This window comes from Kordia aestuariivivens, assembly GCF_014397005.1.
GTDB classification, from domain to species: Bacteria; Bacteroidota; Bacteroidia; order Flavobacteriales; family Flavobacteriaceae; genus Kordia; species Kordia aestuariivivens.
The window spans coordinates 528,477-544,856 of record NZ_JACGWS010000001.1 but is presented as its reverse complement, the minus strand read 5'-3'; the positions used below and the strand labels follow the sequence as shown (position 1 = coordinate 544,856).

At 33.2% G+C, this 16,380-nt stretch carries 18 protein-coding genes; 15 read left to right on the top strand and 3 right to left on the bottom strand.

Annotated elements, in window-relative coordinates; translation table 11 throughout:
• Window positions 1–352: 352 nt before the first annotated feature.
• From H2O64_RS02495 to H2O64_RS02480, 4 genes are all read left to right on the top strand, one after another.
• On the top strand, window positions 353–1,207 hold the full coding sequence (locus H2O64_RS02495; protein WP_187560554.1) for a CPBP family intramembrane glutamic endopeptidase: 855 nt from the start codon (window positions 353–355) through the stop codon (window positions 1,205–1,207).
• Window positions 1,208–1,316: 109 nt separating this feature from the next.
• Entirely contained in the window at window positions 1,317–1,949 is a 633-nt protein-coding gene (locus H2O64_RS02490; RefSeq protein ID WP_187560553.1) for an HAD family hydrolase, read from the top strand.
• Window positions 1,950–2,110: 161 nt separating this feature from the next.
• Window positions 2,111–2,353, top strand: a complete 243-nt coding sequence (locus H2O64_RS02485) for a hypothetical protein (RefSeq protein WP_187560552.1) — start codon at window positions 2,111–2,113, stop codon at window positions 2,351–2,353.
• Entirely contained in the window at window positions 2,335–2,649 is a 315-nt protein-coding gene (locus H2O64_RS02480; RefSeq protein ID WP_187560551.1) for a type II toxin-antitoxin system RelE/ParE family toxin, read from the top strand. Before H2O64_RS02485 ends, H2O64_RS02480 begins: the two co-directional genes overlap by 19 nt.
• 15 nt (window positions 2,650–2,664) lie before the next feature.
• Here the strand turns inward: H2O64_RS02480 and H2O64_RS02475 are convergent, their stop codons facing one another.
• Window positions 2,665–3,369 carry a LytR/AlgR family response regulator transcription factor gene (locus H2O64_RS02475; RefSeq protein ID WP_187560550.1) on the bottom strand — a complete coding sequence of 235 codons (705 nt, stop codon included), beginning with the start codon at window positions 3,367–3,369 and terminating at the stop codon, window positions 2,665–2,667.
• 232 nt (window positions 3,370–3,601) lie between these two features.
• Entirely contained in the window at window positions 3,602–4,429 is an 828-nt protein-coding gene (locus H2O64_RS02470; RefSeq protein WP_187560549.1) for a sensor histidine kinase, read from the bottom strand.
• Between the two features lie 206 nt (window positions 4,430–4,635).
• On the opposite strand from H2O64_RS02470, the gene H2O64_RS02465 reads away from it, so the two are divergent.
• From H2O64_RS02465 to H2O64_RS02415, 11 genes are all read left to right on the top strand, one after another.
• The gene (locus H2O64_RS02465) at window positions 4,636–5,808 is read left to right on the top strand and encodes a metallophosphoesterase (RefSeq protein ID WP_187560548.1); all 1,173 of its coding nucleotides are present in this window, start codon (window positions 4,636–4,638) and stop codon (window positions 5,806–5,808) included.
• A 343-nt stretch (window positions 5,809–6,151) separates the two neighbouring features.
• Complete coding sequence (locus H2O64_RS02460) at window positions 6,152–6,784, top strand: hypothetical protein (RefSeq protein WP_187560547.1); 633 nt, start codon at window positions 6,152–6,154, stop codon at window positions 6,782–6,784.
• Between the two features lie 4 nt (window positions 6,785–6,788).
• The gene (locus tag H2O64_RS02455) at window positions 6,789–7,778 is read left to right on the top strand and encodes a 2-hydroxyacid dehydrogenase (protein WP_187560546.1); all 990 of its coding nucleotides are present in this window, start codon (window positions 6,789–6,791) and stop codon (window positions 7,776–7,778) included.
• Window positions 7,779–8,220: 442 nt separating this feature from the next.
• Complete coding sequence (locus H2O64_RS02450) at window positions 8,221–9,108, top strand: dienelactone hydrolase family protein (protein ID WP_187560545.1); 888 nt, start codon at window positions 8,221–8,223, stop codon at window positions 9,106–9,108.
• 92 nt (window positions 9,109–9,200) lie between these two features.
• Window positions 9,201–11,045 carry a hypothetical protein gene (locus tag H2O64_RS02445; RefSeq protein WP_187560544.1) on the top strand — a complete coding sequence of 615 codons (1,845 nt, stop codon included), beginning with the start codon at window positions 9,201–9,203 and terminating at the stop codon, window positions 11,043–11,045.
• Window positions 11,046–11,089: 44 nt separating this feature from the next.
• The gene (locus H2O64_RS02440; protein WP_187560543.1) at window positions 11,090–11,536 is read left to right on the top strand and encodes a hypothetical protein; all 447 of its coding nucleotides are present in this window, start codon (window positions 11,090–11,092) and stop codon (window positions 11,534–11,536) included.
• Window positions 11,537–11,600: 64 nt separating this feature from the next.
• Window positions 11,601–12,254, top strand: coding sequence for a hypothetical protein (locus tag H2O64_RS02435; RefSeq protein ID WP_187560542.1), 654 nt, complete (start codon window positions 11,601–11,603; stop codon window positions 12,252–12,254).
• 88 nt (window positions 12,255–12,342) lie between these two features.
• A complete protein-coding gene (locus H2O64_RS02430) occupies window positions 12,343–12,732 on the top strand; it encodes a hypothetical protein (protein ID WP_187560541.1) in 390 nt (129 codons plus the stop codon).
• A gap of 97 nt (window positions 12,733–12,829) precedes the next feature.
• On the top strand, window positions 12,830–13,621 hold the full coding sequence (locus H2O64_RS02425; RefSeq protein WP_187560540.1) for a hypothetical protein: 792 nt from the start codon (window positions 12,830–12,832) through the stop codon (window positions 13,619–13,621).
• Window positions 13,622–13,629: 8 nt separating this feature from the next.
• On the top strand, window positions 13,630–14,352 hold the full coding sequence (locus H2O64_RS02420) for a phytanoyl-CoA dioxygenase family protein (RefSeq protein WP_262890622.1): 723 nt from the start codon (window positions 13,630–13,632) through the stop codon (window positions 14,350–14,352).
• Window positions 14,353–14,442: 90 nt separating this feature from the next.
• On the top strand, window positions 14,443–14,970 hold the full coding sequence (locus H2O64_RS02415) for a TPM domain-containing protein (protein ID WP_187560539.1): 528 nt from the start codon (window positions 14,443–14,445) through the stop codon (window positions 14,968–14,970).
• A gap of 5 nt (window positions 14,971–14,975) precedes the next feature.
• Here H2O64_RS02415 and H2O64_RS02410 read toward each other — a convergent pair whose 3' ends face one another.
• Entirely contained in the window at window positions 14,976–16,379 is a 1,404-nt protein-coding gene (locus tag H2O64_RS02410) for an FAD-dependent oxidoreductase (protein ID WP_187560538.1), read from the bottom strand.
• Window position 16,380 lies beyond the last annotated feature (1 nt).

Here is a 16,380-nt window from a genome sequence, read left to right as displayed (position 1 = left end):
CGTTTCCGACGCGTTGGAAAGCTTGTCGCACGACTGCGGGAACGTTTCAAACACATTGGAAAGCTAGTTGCAGGTCTGCGAGGACGTTTCAAATACGTCGGAAAGCTTCTCGCACGTCTGCAGGGACGTTTCAAATGCGTTGGAAAGCTTGTCGCATTGCTGCGAGAAGGTTTCGGGAGTATTTTTGTTGCGAATTATTCAATAAAACACATAAAAATTATGATTTTATTGCGGATTCTTTAAAATGAGGTTTTTAGACAGTTTAGGTTTCTAGACTTGTTAGCGCTGTTAGACATCATGTAACAAAGTTACTATCCATTCGTTATACTCAAAACCAACTAAAAGAACATTCATGTTTGTAAAAACTCCAGAACACAAAGAAGCTTGGAACACCATTTTTATCTTCTTAGCGATTGTCACAGTGATTAGTGCTGTGTTTCATTACGCAATCGTTAATTTGTATCCTTCACGAATTTATGTCGGTGCGCTTATGTGGTGTCCGGCAATAGCAGCAATCATCACGTTAAAATTGAGAGGACGCACTATTTCTTCTCTGAATTGGAATTGGGGACATTGGAAATATATTCGATGGTCTTATTTCATTCCTGCTTTGTATGTTTTGATTACCTATGTACTCATCTGGATTTTTGGATTAGGAGGATTGTCGAATGAAGAGAACATTATGGAATGGGCTACAGAACTTGGATTAGTTGGAATTGGAACATTAAAACCAACATTTGTCATAATTATAGGTGTTATTTTGCTAGGAACTGTAGGCGTTATAAGGGCAATGGCAACGGTTTTAGGAGAAGAAATAGGGTGGCGAGGTTTTTTAATCTATGAATCAAGAAAGGTGCTATCTTTTACAGGTGTTTCCTTTTTTGTTGGATTTATCTGGGCACTCTGGCATTGGCCAATATTAGTATATTACAGTGAAAATGTCACTTTGGAATTTATAACTTTTTTTGTTTTTGTAATTTCGATGTCATTTATTATGACCTACTTTGCTTTTAAATCTAAGAGTTTATGGCCTGGAGTAATCTTCCACTCAGTAAGTAATGTGTATGTTCAGAAAATATTTCCTCCGTTGACTAGAACGTTTGAAGAAACCGAGCATTGGCTTGGTGAGAATGGGATTATGTTTGCGATTGTAACATTGGTCTTTGGAATCTATTTTTGGAGAAAAGGTGTGAAAGAGCGTTTGTAGTTAGAGATTTAAAAATACAGCACTTAATAAAGAAGTGGCTAATTTAATTAACTTAGTACTATGATAAAAAGTAATCGTTAATTTCCCGACACGAATCATTCCAAATCCAATGAATAAATTATTAATTTTCGATTTAGATGATACTATTTTTGAGACTAAATCCATAAAAAAAGAATCTGTAAAACCAATTTTTGATCAGTTAGAACCGTTGCTTATCAATAAATTTGGAACAGCACTGACTGCACAAATTATTCCTGAGTTATGGAAATATCCTTTTGATTTTGTAGCTGAGAAATATAAGTTTGACAAACATCAAAATACTGAATTTGCGCGTTTTATCAATGAACATGAGTACAAACTAAACATACGAACCTTTGATGATTTTAGTGTGGTTGAAAATTTAAAACAAGAAAAAATACTCGTCACTACTGGATTTTCAAAACTGCAACATGCTAAAATTCATTATTTAGGAATTAAACAAAAGTTCAGTGAAGTTTATATTGATAACATTCTTAGTTCTGAAAGAGTTTTTAAGAAAGGAATCTTTCAGAGTATTCTTTTAGAGAGGAAAATTGAACCACAATTAGTTTATATTATTGGAGACAATCCGAATTCAGAATTAAAAGCGGGTTTTGAACTTGGGTTACATACAGTACAAGTAGCTAAGTTTGGTCAAGAAAAATCAGACTATGCGAACTATTGCATTTCAAATTTTAACGAACTTATTCCAATTTTGAAATAAAAAATCACTTCAACAACAAATTCACATTCATCTTATACATTTTCCCGATAGGAATTATAGCATCATAATTCGGTTGCCTTCAATACTGTTAATATTTTCTACCATATTAGGAAAACTCAATTGAATTTCGCATATTTAATATATACAATAACAACGTAGAAATGGCAACAATTGATAAAATACGAAATGAGCTGATCGATAAAATCCTTTCAATTAAAAACAAAGGATTTTTAGAAGCACTTGACACACTAGTTTCTTCAAGTGCAGCTGAATCAAAAATAGTAGAATTGACGAACGAACAAAAAATAATGCTTGAAATGAGTGAGGAAGATATAAAGAACGGAAAGCTTATTTCTCAAGAAGCTATGGATAAACGAAATCTTCAATGGCTAAACGAACAGTAGTTTGGACAAGAACAGCAGACCTTCAATTTGTCGGGATTTTAGAATACTGGGCTAAAAGAAACAAGTCTAGCAACTATTCAAAAAAACTTGTAAAGTTAGTTTCAGAAAGAAACCATCAAATTGCAAAAGAACCGTTTATTTCTAAAGCAACTGATTTTAAAGACATACGAGTTGCTTCCTTAGGAAATTTTAGTATTTTTTATAAAGTTACAGATAAACAAATCATAATTACTGCTTTTTGGGACAATCGACAAGATCCAAAAAAGCTTTTGAAAATATTACAGCACAACAAGTAATGTTTTTCAATAATCTCACCTTACCAACCCATTCACATTCACCTTATACATTTTCCCAATAGGAATTATATGTTCACCAATCATAATTCGATTGCCTTCAATACTGTTGATGTGCTTTTTGGCAACGGCAAACGATTTGTGTACTTGCAGAAAATCTTCGCTTGGCAATTGTGATATAATGTCTGAAAGCTTTTCACGAATGGTAATGGTTTCCGTTGCTGTGACGACTTTGGTATAGTTCCCAGAAGCTTCCACATAATGAATGGTGTTCATGAACACCTGTACGTATTTGCTTTGCGCTCTTAAGAAGATACTTTGTGACGCTTCACTCCTTTTTTCCACTACAGTAGATTTCACTTGCGATGAAACACTCACGGTTTTGTTGATTGCTTTTAGAAAACGTTCAAAGGAAAATGGTTTGAGTAAGTAATCGGAAATGTTCAATTCGTAACCTTCCAAGGCATATTCTTGATACGCCGTTGTGACAATTACTTTTGGTGGCGAAACCAAGGTTTTTAGAAAATCGAATCCTTTGAGTTTTGGCATGTTTAAGTCGAGGAAAATTAAGTCTACGGAATGTTCGTTTAAATATTCCATCGCTTCAAGTGCGTTGTAACAATGCTTTTTCAATTCCATATTCGGCAACAAATCACAATATCCTTTTATGATATCGTGCGCAATGTGTTCGTCGTCAATAATTAAATAGCTTATGTTCGCCATATTTCTTTAATTAAAATTTTGAATAGATTGTGAAACTGCCTTGTTAAATAATGTTAGTTCTACATAAGAATTTCGATACTAAAATAATAGCGTTTATTAAAATCAATTCTTGTCACTTCGAGCGCAGTCGAGAAGCTAAAGTACGCTATCGTTTCTATTAAATCTCGACTGCGCTCGATTTGACATTTACATTAAGCTAAGATTTTATATCAAACTGATCTTACATAACTAATCATGAACCTTGAATAGTTAGTTGCGATTTGTATACTTGGTTTTCGCTCGTAAAAGATACAGAATGTTTTTTTGGATAGACCAATTCGAGTCGCCTTTTGAGGTTTTTCAACCCAATTCCTGTTTCGTCCGTAATTGCTTCTGCATCAAAATTGTTCTCCACCGTAAAGTGAATTTCCTTCTGATTCGCAATCAAATTTACATTTACAAAAGCATGTTCATGCAGGTTTTCCACGCCGTGCTTAAAAGCATTTTCCAACAAAATTATAAACAACAACGGCATTACTTTCGCTGTTTCATCTTGAATGTCTGTATTGAATTGAATCGCTATTTCTTTGTGATAGCGCATTTTGTGTAATTCAATATAATTCTTCAGATATTCAACTTCTTCTGCAATGGTCACGCTGCTTTTTTGTCCATCGTAAATACTGTAGCGCATCATGTCGGACAGTTTCAAAATCAACGCTTGTGCTTTCTTTGAATCCTTATCGACCAAACCGTATAAATTATTCAACATATTGAAGAAAAAATGTGGATTTACCTGACTTTGCAAATGTGACAATTCCATTTGTTGCTGTTCCTTTTTTAACATCAAAATAGATCGAATTCGCATGAACAACCAAAATAATCCATAGGCTAACATCGCCATAAATAACATGATGTATAGGTCAAAAAGCCCTAAACTAATTAGAGGATGATAATTTTCTAAGAAAACCACCGAGTCTTTGTCCGTCGTAATTATTTCATAAATAGAGATGACTAACGGATATAATAATATCAAAGATCCAATGATGAATATTATTTTTTTATAGTGTTTTTTAAGTAGCATATTACAAATGTAACCGAAAACGATTCGCTGACAAAAGAAGTTGATAAACGACCTAATATTGAGGTTCTTTTGACCAAAATCTGTGATGAAATCATTTCAACAACACAAAAATAGTTTGTGTCACTTTTGAGGAACTGTTCAACCCAAATCCTTTTGTGAGAAGTGTTTCCCAAATAAGTTTGTGGAAACATTTTAAATCCATCATCATGAAAAAACGAATAGCACGATATGTAAAACATATCACAGTAACCATTTTATTTTTAGCGCTGAGCGCGATTGCGTTCGGGTTGTATCACGGCGCGTCACTTCACTATGGCGATCATCCTTCGCGCATGAATCTTGACAAAGAAGGTCCGTATGTATTTTATGAAAATGATAGTACACTTAGCGTGAAGTATCTCAGAGGAAATAAAAAAGATGGTTTTTACACAGCAACTAAAAGTTATGCCTTGAATGAAGCAATTCCGGGCAGTTGTTATTTTCCGTTAGAAGATACTACGTTCGATTTTACGATTGATGCAACACTTGAAACACCACAAACTGTTTACAACGACGGCAATCCAATTTTGGCGATTTCAGACATTGAAAGTGGTTATAAAACCTTTCGCGATTTCTTGATGCAACACCAAGTGATTGACACAGATTTGAATTGGACATTCGGAAAAGGGCATTTGGTGTTGGTGGGCGATTTTGTCGATCGTGGATTTTCTACCACGCAAGTTTTATGGTTTGTTTATAAACTGGAACAGGAAGCGAAAAACCACGGTGGATTGGTTCATTTTATCATCGGGAATCACGAATTGAAAAACATGCAAGCAAAGTTTGGCGCGGCTTCTCAAAAGTATTTAGGCGTTTCGGCAATTTTAGGCAAACAACAACACGATTTGTACAGTCAGGAATCATTTTTAGGGAAATGGTTAGCGAGCAAAAACGCCATTGAAAAAATCAACGGACATATTTTTGTCCATGGCGGCATTCATCCTGAAGTTGCTGAATTAGGTTTAAGTTTGGAAGAAATAAATACGATTTCGCGCAATCATTATTATACAGCGTATTTTCCAAAACCTCAAAAAACGACAGCACAATTGATCACTTCCACACGCAAAGGAATTTCGTGGTATCGCGGTTATTTTAGAGAAGATTTGTCACAAGTACAAATTGATTCGCAGTTAGAAATATTCAACGCAAAATCGGTGGTTGTTGGACATACCTTGCAATCGAAAGTGAAATCATTCTTCAACGGAAAAATCATTGGAATTGATGTAAAACATCCAAAAGATTATAATAAGAGTTGGCCAAATTCACAATCGGAAGGTTTGTTAATTGAGAATGATGTGATGTTTCGATTACTTCACGATGGAACTAAAACAGCGCTTTAATTTAAATTATTAACATAAATTCTACTTCAAAAATATTTTGAATTAAAACTCTATTATCAAATTCTTATTTTCATTTTCTTTGCTCGCACAAAGAAAACAGAAACAAAAGAAAGTGCGCTTTTTCCAGAGGTGTTTTTAGCTGAAAAAGCTAAAACCGCAAACATTTTTCTAAATTTTCTCCAAGGCTTCAAAAATTCTTAACGAAAAATGTTTACTACACTTCGGAAAAAGAATCCGTTGCGCACAATTTTAGACCGAACTCACTAAATAGTAACCTTCGCTGATATATATCATTGCTGTCCTTCAGGAAATCAAATAGTTTTGTCAATAAAGAATAGAAATTATGAAAGTACTTTATTACACATTGACATTATTACTTTTGGCAAGCTGTTCAACTGCAAGAATGACAGATACTTGGACCAATAAAGAATATACCAATTATCAACCTAAAAAAGTGTTGATTGTTGGACTTACCGAAAACCTAACTGCGCGACAAATATTTGAAGAACAATTAAAGAACGAACTTGCAGATAGAGGTATCGTAGCTGTGGAAAGTTATACGGTATTTAAACCTTCATTTACGAACTTAAAACAAACCCAGGAAGCTATTGAACAAGAAATCAGCAGAGTTTCTAAACAGGGATTTGATGCTATTTTAATTTCAGCAGTAAAAGGAGTTGATGAAAAAGAAACTTATAGCGGAGATCGATACAGAACAGATTATTACTGGAGACGTTTTGGGCGTTATTACTATTTACATCAAGATGTTTACTTAGTGGAAGGCTATTATAATAAGTATAAAGTGTATCATATTGAAGCTTCCTTATACAATTTAAAAGAAGATAGTGATAAATCGCTCGTTTGGGTAGCATCATACAATATTGTTGATCCCAAACAGATCAGTACTACAGTTACAAATTATGTTACTGCGATTATTAAATCCTTAGAACAAGAAGAACTTATCCGAAAAAAATGATATTATGAAAGTACTCGTTTATAGTACCCAAGATTTTATAGCGCCTTATTTAGTAAACGCCAATAAAGGAAAACATACACTCACTTTTATTAAAGAAGCTTTATCGTCAGAAACAGCTATGAAAGCAGTTGGCTATGATGCTATATCTATATTTTCTGCAGATGAAGCTAGTTTTATTACGATTGAAAAACTAAAAGCTTTTGGTGTAAAGTATATCACACTACGTTCTGCGGGTTATGACAATGTAAATTTAACAGCCGCTTCAAAATCACGTATTAAAGTAGCAAATGTTCCTGCGTATTCACCGTATGCAATTGCTGAACATGCTGCAAGTTTGTTATTGACACTCAATAGAAAATTAATAGCCTCCAATAAACGTGTTGAACGTTATAATTTTGATATCAATAATTTAATTGGGTTTGATTTGAATAACAAAACCGTTGGTATTATTGGCACTGGTAAAATAGGTTCCATTATGTGTAAAATTATGCATGGTTTTGGCTGTAAATTAATAGCGCATGATATTGAAGAAAATCACGATTTGATTACTCAGTACAACTTGGAGTATCTACCATTACAAGATGTATGTGAACAAGCTGATATCATTTCCTTGCATGTTCCATTAAACACGGAAACACACCAATTAATTGATGAAAGTTTACTCTCTAAAATGAAAGATGGTGTTGTAATTATCAATACTGCAAGAGGTCGTGTTATTCATACTGAACATGTAATTAATGCTTTAAAAAGTGGTAAAATAGGCGCTTTAGGAATCGATGTTTATGAAAATGAAAAGAATATTTTCTTTAAAGATCATTCTGATAACATTCCCGATGACATGATGCTTAGTACGTTAAATAAAATGCCAAATGTATTGATTACAGGACATCATGCATTTTTAACAGAAGAAGCATTAACTAATATTGCAGAAACGACTATCTACAATTTAGACTGTTGGAGTAAAGGTGAAAATACAGAGAATGAATTGAATTAGTTGTTCATAATCCAAACGCATTATTGTATTATAATTTAACGTGAGTTCGATATAAGTTTCATTTAAATAAAATTTAGTCAATACTTACTACACAAACTTTAAAATACTGAAAATCAGTTTTTTATTTTCTTTTTCTTTGCTCGCACAAAGAATACTGAATCAAGTTCAGCACAGGCTTCAACAAAAGAAAGTGCGCTTTTCCAGAGGTATTTTTAGTTTTTCTTTTATTGAAAACTAAAACCGCATGAATTTTTCTAAATTTTTTCCAAGGCTTCAAAAATTCTTAACGAAAAATTCCTGCTATACTGCGGAAAAGATGAAAATCGCCTTTGAATTTTATATCGAACTCAGGTTAATTTAATGTAAAAAAATAAAACAATCTATCACTGTTTAAAAAGTCTGACAAATTGCATAACTTTAGGACAACCAAAATTCTACGATTATGAGCAAGCTAAAGAAAGAAGACATCAAACAAGAAGTTTTTGATTTGTATGACGATTATGCGCACAGTAAAATCGGGCGACGACAATTTGTGGAACGACTTTCTTTGTATGCCGTAGGAAGTGTTACCGTTGGTTCATTGCTAAGTTTTATGACACCAAATTACACGGATACAATCACAGTTCCGAAAGATCATCCAAGTTTGCAATCTGATTATATCACCTACGATTCTCCAAAAGGTGGCGGAACGATTAAAGGATTGCTTTCCTTACCAAAAGATATTTCTAAAAAAGTTCCTGGCGTAATTGTCGTTCATGAAAATAGAGGGTTGAATCCGTATATTGAAGATGTTGGAAGACGCACTGCGTTGGATGGTTTTATTAGTTTGGCACCAGATGCATTAACACCTTTAGGCGGTTATCCCGGAAATGACGACGATGGAAGAACCATGCAAAAGAAACGTGATCGCAACGAAATGCTCGAAGATTTTATTGCTGCGTTTGAATACTTAAAGAAACACCCAAATTGTAACGGAAAAATTGGTGTTGTCGGATTCTGTTTTGGCGGTTGGATTTCAAATATGATGGCTGTAAAACTAGACGATTTGGCGGCGGCTGTTCCTTTTTATGGCAGACAACCAAATGATGAAGATGCTGCAAAAATTAAAGCGCCATTATTACTTCAATATGCCGAATTGGACAAACGTGTAAACGCAGGTTGGGAAGCGTTTGAAAAAGTATTGAAAGCAAATGAAATAGTACATACGGCACATTTTTACCCAAATGTAAATCATGGCTTTCATAACAATACCACGCCGCGTTACGATAAAAAAGCAGCTACTTTAGCTTGGGAACGAACCATTGCGTTTTTTAAGGAACATCTTGGGTAGTTTTAGGTTTAATGAATTTTATTTTGTGTGATTGCGGGAAACCGTAAAATTGTATTTGTAGTTTCCGTTATGTTTACACAAAACTACACTATATGAAACTAGATAAGATATTGGATAAACTTGGTTCTATTGAAAAGAATTCTTTTATCAAAGTAATTGATCTTATTATTTCTAAAAATCCAAAAAACGGTAAAGAGATTGACACCATTTTAAGTTCATCTGATAAAGGTTTAAAAGCTGTTGATAACCAAAACATTTCAAAAATATTTTCGCTCACTTCTAAAGAGTTTCAAACACATGTAAAATGTGAATTTCAAGATATTACTTCGCAATTAGATATCTTAATAGATATTATTATTAGAGATGGAAATTGTATCATGAAACAAGATTGGTTTTCACGCTTGTACGAAGCAGAAATTAAACACTTAGAATCTAGAATTAAAACACTTAATAAAGATTTTGAAAGTGATAAATCAGATTTATCTGAAATAAGAAAAAGAGATTATCGAATTTATAAATCGTGTTTGTATGTGGCTTATTATAATGATATAGACAATAATAGAGAATCTAAAATAAGTTCTGATGAATTATCAATTCTACTCACACTTTCAAAACAATTAGGACTTTCGCAAGAAGAAACAAAACTGATCAATTATTCTATTCTTCCTATTAAAAAATTAGACATTCAAGATGTTATTAAAAGTTTAAAAAACATTGGAGTTATTTTTTATTCTAATAAAGAAAATACCATTTATGTAGCTGATGAAATGGTTCGAATTTTACGAAGAGTAAGAGAAAAAGAAGTTGCCGAAAAATTCTATCGCAGAACACTTAAACTTTTACGCGAACCAATTATTAATCAAATCGCCAAGGAGCATAATATTGATAGAAAATTGTTGTATTCTGACAAAATCGAAGAAATTATTAAAGAAGGTGTTTCTTTTTCAAATCTTTTATATTCAGATATTTATAAAAACGGAAGTACACTTACCGAACGAAAACGAACGTTGAATGAATTGTGTGAAAAAGGGCTGAACATTAAAAACCTAAAAGGAAGTACCTTAGATGAAAAAATTGAAAATTTAATCACTCATTTTGACAATGTAGAACGCGATGAAAAAGTTGGAATCTCGGTTGATGGTTTTGATAAATTATTGACTGAACTTAACGAATCATTACCAAAATTAAACAAGGAAATTAAAAGTCAATTTCAATTACAGGATGAATATGTTTTAAAAGCTGATTTTCTGCTAGATTACAATATTAAGCCGCGCGATATTTTAGATTTAATTAGTAAAGAAGATTTAAAAAAATTCATTTTAGATAATAGAATCAAGCAACGTGGTGATGATATTTTAAATATTTTAGAACATTACAAAGATGTCGAAAACTTGTATTTAGAAAACTATGAAAATGTTGCTTACAGAGATTTAAATACATTGAAAGATAACGGAATTACAGTCAAAGAAAGTGAACTTGGATTAAAGTTTGAAGAGTTGACTAGAAATATTTTTGAAGGTTTAGGGTTTAATGTTGACGAAGATTTTAAGAAACAATTGAACACTAAAAAGGATATGATGGATATTCTTTTGAATTTAGATAACAACGAAATTATTATTGTTGAATGTAAAACAAGTAAGGAGAAAGGTTATAATAAATTTAGTTCCGTTTCAAGACAATTGAAATCGTATCAAAATTTAGCATTGAAGAATGATTTACGCATTGTCAAAATTTTATTGGTCGCACCGGAGTTTAGTGACGATTTTGTAACTGATTGTGAAATGGACACCGAAATGAATTTATCGTTAGTTACTGCGTCAACGCTGCTAAATATACACGAAGCTTTCAAAGAATCGAAATACGAAAAGTTCCCGTATGTGCTGTTCCGCGATATCGTCCTCAATGAAGAACGCATCTTAAAAGCATTAAGTAAATAAATTACAATTCCTATATTTATAAAATCAACGACTTATAAATAATCATGGGCTTCGAATGGCTTCCTGCTAAAAATTACAAGCGACATTATATTTGTTTAAAATGTCAAAAAGGATTTAAACGTGCTTCAAAAGAAGACATAAAAAACCCTGTGGATGATGATTTTTCAAACTTAATGAGTGATTATTACGAAGCAACTTCGCAAATAGATATTGTAAAATATATCAATGCAGCGTATGAAAAAATAAAAGTTTCCTGTCCGCAATGTAAAAACGCAATGAAGCAAGTTCATTATGATTTTGAAGTTCCTGCGCTACGTGACAACAAATCTTGGAAAAACTTACGAGCAACATTGCTAACTACAATTGACTACGAAACGTATATTCATTGGCATCGTATTCAATTGCAGGAAACTCCACCAAATACTTCAACATATCAATTATTGACTCAAAACCTTGAAAAATTGAGCAAGCTTACGCATTCAAAAAAGTAGCTTGTATTAAGTTTTAAAAAAAGATGTATATTGAATTTTAAACACTACATCTTTACTCAAATTTATGAAAGACGCACATGTACAATTGGCAAATCGCTGGATTCGTATCAACGAACTTGACGCTTCGTTTGCAAAGTTATTAGGAGAATTTAAAGGAAGTAATCTATTTGGTTATGTATACATAGATCATACGGCGGGAATTACACTTGATGTAATTAAGCTTTTTAATGTTGTTGAAGACGAAATTGTATTCCAAAAATCTCCTGTTGACGAAAATACGCGTATTATCTGTCGCTTTGATGATTTTATAAACGCTGGAGAAATTACAATCCTCACTGATAAAGGAGTCGCTAAACACAGCTTACAACTTCCGAACGATATTATGTCTGTCTATGCAAAATCGCATTTGGAAGCATTTAGAACTTCTGAGACTTTTCATCAATTTAGAGCCGAAGGTTTCCCAGATGATATTCAAGTATTGCTACCACCAATTGGGGACTTAAAACCTGAATTAATTTGGGTAAGAGTTGAAAATTATGAAAATAGTATTCTCACATGTCAATTGCTGAATAAACCGCATCAAAATTTTGGTATTGGTCTCAATGACACATTTACCGCATCGCCACAAGCTGTAGGAGATGATTATTATATTGTTGGACATATTTCGCCACAACAAGCATCAACACAAACCGCTAAAAAATGGTGGAAGTTTTGGTAAAACGCTATACCCAATTCTAGAGCATATAAACTATTTACTCAGAATATTGAGCAATTAAAAAATGTTCAAATTCTTAATACATCATGCAATGAACACTCCAAAAAATAACTTTAAACGTGTGCTAAAAATTTATGGCGCAAGTATAGTATTGTTCTGTGTGACCATGATAATCTCTACTATTATCTATGTAAAAATACGGATTGGTGATGATCCTGCTTTTCCGAAAGCTGTAATTTTAGTCTTAATAGGCAGTCTGTTTTATGCACTGTATTTTGCCATAACATCGACAACTCAGTTTATTGTCGTAAAAAAGCCATCTTATCATATACTTGCGTACTTTTCACCGCTGATACTTACGCTTGGTTTACTTATTTTTAACAATGTCCATAATACTTCTGAGTTTGAAATTGCAATTATTTTTTTGACTGCCCAACTATTTACAACTGTGATTTCATATTGGTTTTATCGCAAAAAATAATATAACAAAAAGAAAATAATTCTACATGCATTCTACAAATACATTGCTATAAAAACAACTCGCATTCACTATCTTTGATTTCTCATAATTCCTCTCAATGCAAACTAGACAAAAAGAAATCAACACAAAAGAGCTAACATTTTATTCTCAAAAAGCCATTGGTATTGCCACCTTTATTGGCGGGCCAATAGCCGCAGGTTATTTGATTAGAGAAAACTACAAAGCACTTGATCAAACTGAAAAAGGAAACAAGGCGCTTATTATTTCAATTGTTGCTATGATTACTGTGTTAGCACTTATTTTTTCTATTCCTGAACATATCATAGAAAAAATTCCTAAAGTAGTTATTCCTGCAATTTATACAGGTGCAATATATTTGATTGTAGAAAAAATATTCGGTGCTATTTTTAAGCAACACGAAGAAAATGAATATGCGTTCTTTTCGCGTTGGAGAGCCGCAGGAATTGGTTTTATATCATTATTGGTTTTAGTAGTTTGTCTTTTTGGATATGATTATGCAACTACTGATTTTGAAATGCAAGATTCTTATAATACTAAAATTGATCAGTTTGTAAAAAATGAAAATGAATCATTGGCTTTTTATAGTCATATGGATACTGAAAGTAGTTTTTCGCTCATTTTAGAACTGAACGATAAAGTCATTCCTGCATGGAAAGAAAATATAGTACTTATCAAAGAAGCGAATACGATAGAAGGTTTACCAGATGATTTAGTAGTACAAAATAAAAAATTGATACGCTATGCGGAATTGCGATTGGAAGCATTTGAATTGTTTAAAAAATCACTCAGTGAAGACACCAACAAATACGATGCACAACTTACCGCACTCCATGACCAAATTGATGAACAGTTGAAATTATTAAACTAACATTGCTTTTGATTGAAAATCCACACTACAAATCAACGCTTGAAGAAAAAGGTTTTTCTGTTTTAGATCGAATGTATTCGAATGCAGAAATTGACGCACTCATTTCATGCATTGAAAAAGCTGCTGCTGATAAAAAACTCGATGAAAGTTCGACGAATCTATTTGCGATCCGGCAAGTGATTACCAAAATTCCCGAATTAAAACCATTGTTGTTTACCGAGGAATTTCACGCGTTGCTAAAAATCCTTTTTAACGAAACTTATTTTTTAACCAAAGCGATCTATTTTGACAAACCGAGCGAATCTAATTGGTTTGTTGCATATCATCAAGATTTGAGTGTTTCTGTAGATCGAAAAGTTGACGTTTCAAACTATAAGAATTGGACCTTTAAAAAAGGGCAATATGGTGTACAACCGCCGTTAAATATTTTAGAAAACATTGTCACGATTCGCATTCATTTAGACAAAACAGAAAAAAGAAATGGCGCTTTAAAAGTCATTCCAACATCACACCTAAAAGGAATTTACAGACCTGAAACCATCGATTGGAACACAGAAGCCGAACATGTTTGTGAGGTTGAAAAAGGTGGCGTGATGCTCATGAAACCACTAATTTTACATGCTTCTGAACGTACTACGAATCATAAGCAACGTCGCGTGTTGCATTTGGAGTTTAGCACTAAACAATTGCAAAAACCACTAAACTGGTTAGAGTTTGATGCCACTTTCTAAATGCAGCAAACATTCAAATGTTAATTTTCATTAGCGATTAGAAGTAATTTCTTATATTGCAACTACCCAAACAGATCTTAATAACCTACTATGCAATTCAAAAGTCTCCTGCTTACCCTGTTGGTTACACTTTGTGTTAGCTGTGAAGCAACACACAAGCCGCATTATACTGCAGCTACAGCAGAAAATCGCGCAGACACTGTTTTTCCTATTCCGACCGGATTTATCAATGATTTTGATAATATTTTGTCAGACGAACAAGAAGCCATTTTACTGAATTTAGTGAAACAACACGAAGCCGAGACTAGCAATCAAATTTCTATTGTTACCCTCACTTCTATACAAGAATATAGTGGTTTGGAAGAGTATTCACTAGACTTAGCCAATAATTGGGGCGTAGGTCAAGAAGGTAAAAATAATGGCGTATTGATAGCATTGTATATGAAAGATCGCCGTATTTGGATTCAAAATGGTGATGGCATCATGGAAAAACTCACCGATGATGAAACGCTCGCTATTATCAATAAAACAATCGTCCCTGAGTTTAAAAAAGACGATTATTTTACTGGTTTTCAAAAAGGTGTTGAAGCAATTATTAAAGAGTTGAAGCAACCATAAAGAAATTAATGCTTCATCGTTTTCGCCACATTATCTTCGTCTAAAATTTCGTTGGTTTCTTCTTGTACTTTTTTAAGAATTTCTTGTAAATCCGCAGTTGTGTCAATTTCGTCATCGATAATTAAATTGAGTAACGCTTTATCTTGCGCACGTCCAATTTCCATAGCTTTACTGTATGGAATGTCTTCATTGAAGGTTACCATTGAATATTTAGAAAAATACGTTTCTGGAAATGCTTTTTCTAAATCAATTTCTAATTTTCGTTTTTCTTTAAAGATCGGATTCGCAACATGATCGCGCATTTCGTAATAATTGTCAATCGCTAAATCTGCAATGGCATCTGTATCTTTTTTACGTGTTTTCTCATACACTTTAAAGACCTTTTCCCAATCGCCTTCATACTGATCTAATACTTCGTTTAACACCACAACATCTTCAAAAGATGCGTTCATACCTTGTCCGTAAAACGGAACAATTGCATGTGCTGCATCGCCCATTAATAAGGTGTTGTTTTTGTACGACCAAGGAGAACATTTTACCGTTCCTAATGGTGCTGTTGGGTTTTCAAAGTATTCTGTAGTTAATTCAGGAATTAACGGCACTAAATCTGGAAATTCCTTTTCAAAAAATTCTTGTACAATTTCTTTTGTGGTCAGATTGTTAAAATTATATTCGCCTTCATCGTATGATAAAAACAACGTTACCGTAAAACTTCCATCTAGGTTTGGCAAAGCGATGATCATAAAATTACCTCTTGGCCAGATATGCAACGCATTTTTTTCGGTACGGAAACCGCCAGTTTTTGTCGCTGGAATGCTTAATTCTTTATATCCATGATTGAGAAAGTTCTGCGAATAGCTGAATAAAAATTTACGCTCTAAGTAATAACTTTTACGTAAAATAGAACCTGCGCCATCTGTTCCAATGATCACATCAGCTTTAAGTTGCATTTCTTTTTTTGTCTCGTAACAGTGAAATGTTGCTATATTTTCTTCAATGTCAATTCCTGTACATTCTTTGTTGAATACTATATCAACAGCTTCATGTTCTTCTGCTTCTGTTAATAATAAAGAATTCAAATCGCCTCTAGAAATGGAGTTGATATATTCGTCTTCACGACCAGAATAGTTTGCCATAAATGTATTTCCTTGTACATCATGTACCAAACGTCCGCGCATCGGAATGCATAACGGCATTACTTTATCTGTGAGTCCAACCATGTTCATGGCTTTGATTCCTCTGTCTGAAAATGCTAAATTAATCGATCTTCCCACAGAAATATCTACTTTTCGCAAGTCTGGACGACTTTCCATGACTGTTACTTTGTAGCCACGTTGTCCTAAACGCAGTGCTAATAAAGAACCGCATAATCCTGCGCCTACAATCAGTATATTTTCTTTCTTCTTCATG

Bases quoted from the DNA above. Each gene is read 5' to 3' on its own strand.
- H2O64_RS02495 (WP_187560554.1), top strand. From the start codon at position 353: ATGTTTGTAAAAACTCCAGAACACAAAGAAGCTTGGAACACCATTTTT.
- H2O64_RS02490 (WP_187560553.1), top strand. From the start codon at position 1,317: ATGAATAAATTATTAATTTTCGATTTAGATGATACTATTTTTGAGACT.
- H2O64_RS02485 (WP_187560552.1), top strand. From the start codon at position 2,111: ATGGCAACAATTGATAAAATACGAAATGAGCTGATCGATAAAATCCTT.
- H2O64_RS02480 (WP_187560551.1), top strand. From the start codon at position 2,335: ATGGCTAAACGAACAGTAGTTTGGACAAGAACAGCAGACCTTCAATTT.
- H2O64_RS02475 (WP_187560550.1), bottom strand. From the start codon at position 3,369: ATGGCGAACATAAGCTATTTAATTATTGACGACGAACACATTGCGCAC.
- H2O64_RS02470 (WP_187560549.1), bottom strand. From the start codon at position 4,429: ATGCTACTTAAAAAACACTATAAAAAAATAATATTCATCATTGGATCT.
- H2O64_RS02465 (WP_187560548.1), top strand. From the start codon at position 4,636: ATGAAAAAACGAATAGCACGATATGTAAAACATATCACAGTAACCATT.
- H2O64_RS02460 (WP_187560547.1), top strand. From the start codon at position 6,152: ATGAAAGTACTTTATTACACATTGACATTATTACTTTTGGCAAGCTGT.
- H2O64_RS02455 (WP_187560546.1), top strand. From the start codon at position 6,789: ATGAAAGTACTCGTTTATAGTACCCAAGATTTTATAGCGCCTTATTTA.
- H2O64_RS02450 (WP_187560545.1), top strand. From the start codon at position 8,221: ATGAGCAAGCTAAAGAAAGAAGACATCAAACAAGAAGTTTTTGATTTG.
- H2O64_RS02445 (WP_187560544.1), top strand. From the start codon at position 9,201: ATGAAACTAGATAAGATATTGGATAAACTTGGTTCTATTGAAAAGAAT.
- H2O64_RS02440 (WP_187560543.1), top strand. From the start codon at position 11,090: ATGGGCTTCGAATGGCTTCCTGCTAAAAATTACAAGCGACATTATATT.
- H2O64_RS02435 (WP_187560542.1), top strand. From the start codon at position 11,601: ATGAAAGACGCACATGTACAATTGGCAAATCGCTGGATTCGTATCAAC.
- H2O64_RS02430 (WP_187560541.1), top strand. From the start codon at position 12,343: ATGAACACTCCAAAAAATAACTTTAAACGTGTGCTAAAAATTTATGGC.
- H2O64_RS02425 (WP_187560540.1), top strand. From the start codon at position 12,830: ATGCAAACTAGACAAAAAGAAATCAACACAAAAGAGCTAACATTTTAT.
- H2O64_RS02415 (WP_187560539.1), top strand. From the start codon at position 14,443: ATGCAATTCAAAAGTCTCCTGCTTACCCTGTTGGTTACACTTTGTGTT.
- H2O64_RS02410 (WP_187560538.1), bottom strand. From the start codon at position 16,379: ATGAAGAAGAAAGAAAATATACTGATTGTAGGCGCAGGATTATGCGGT.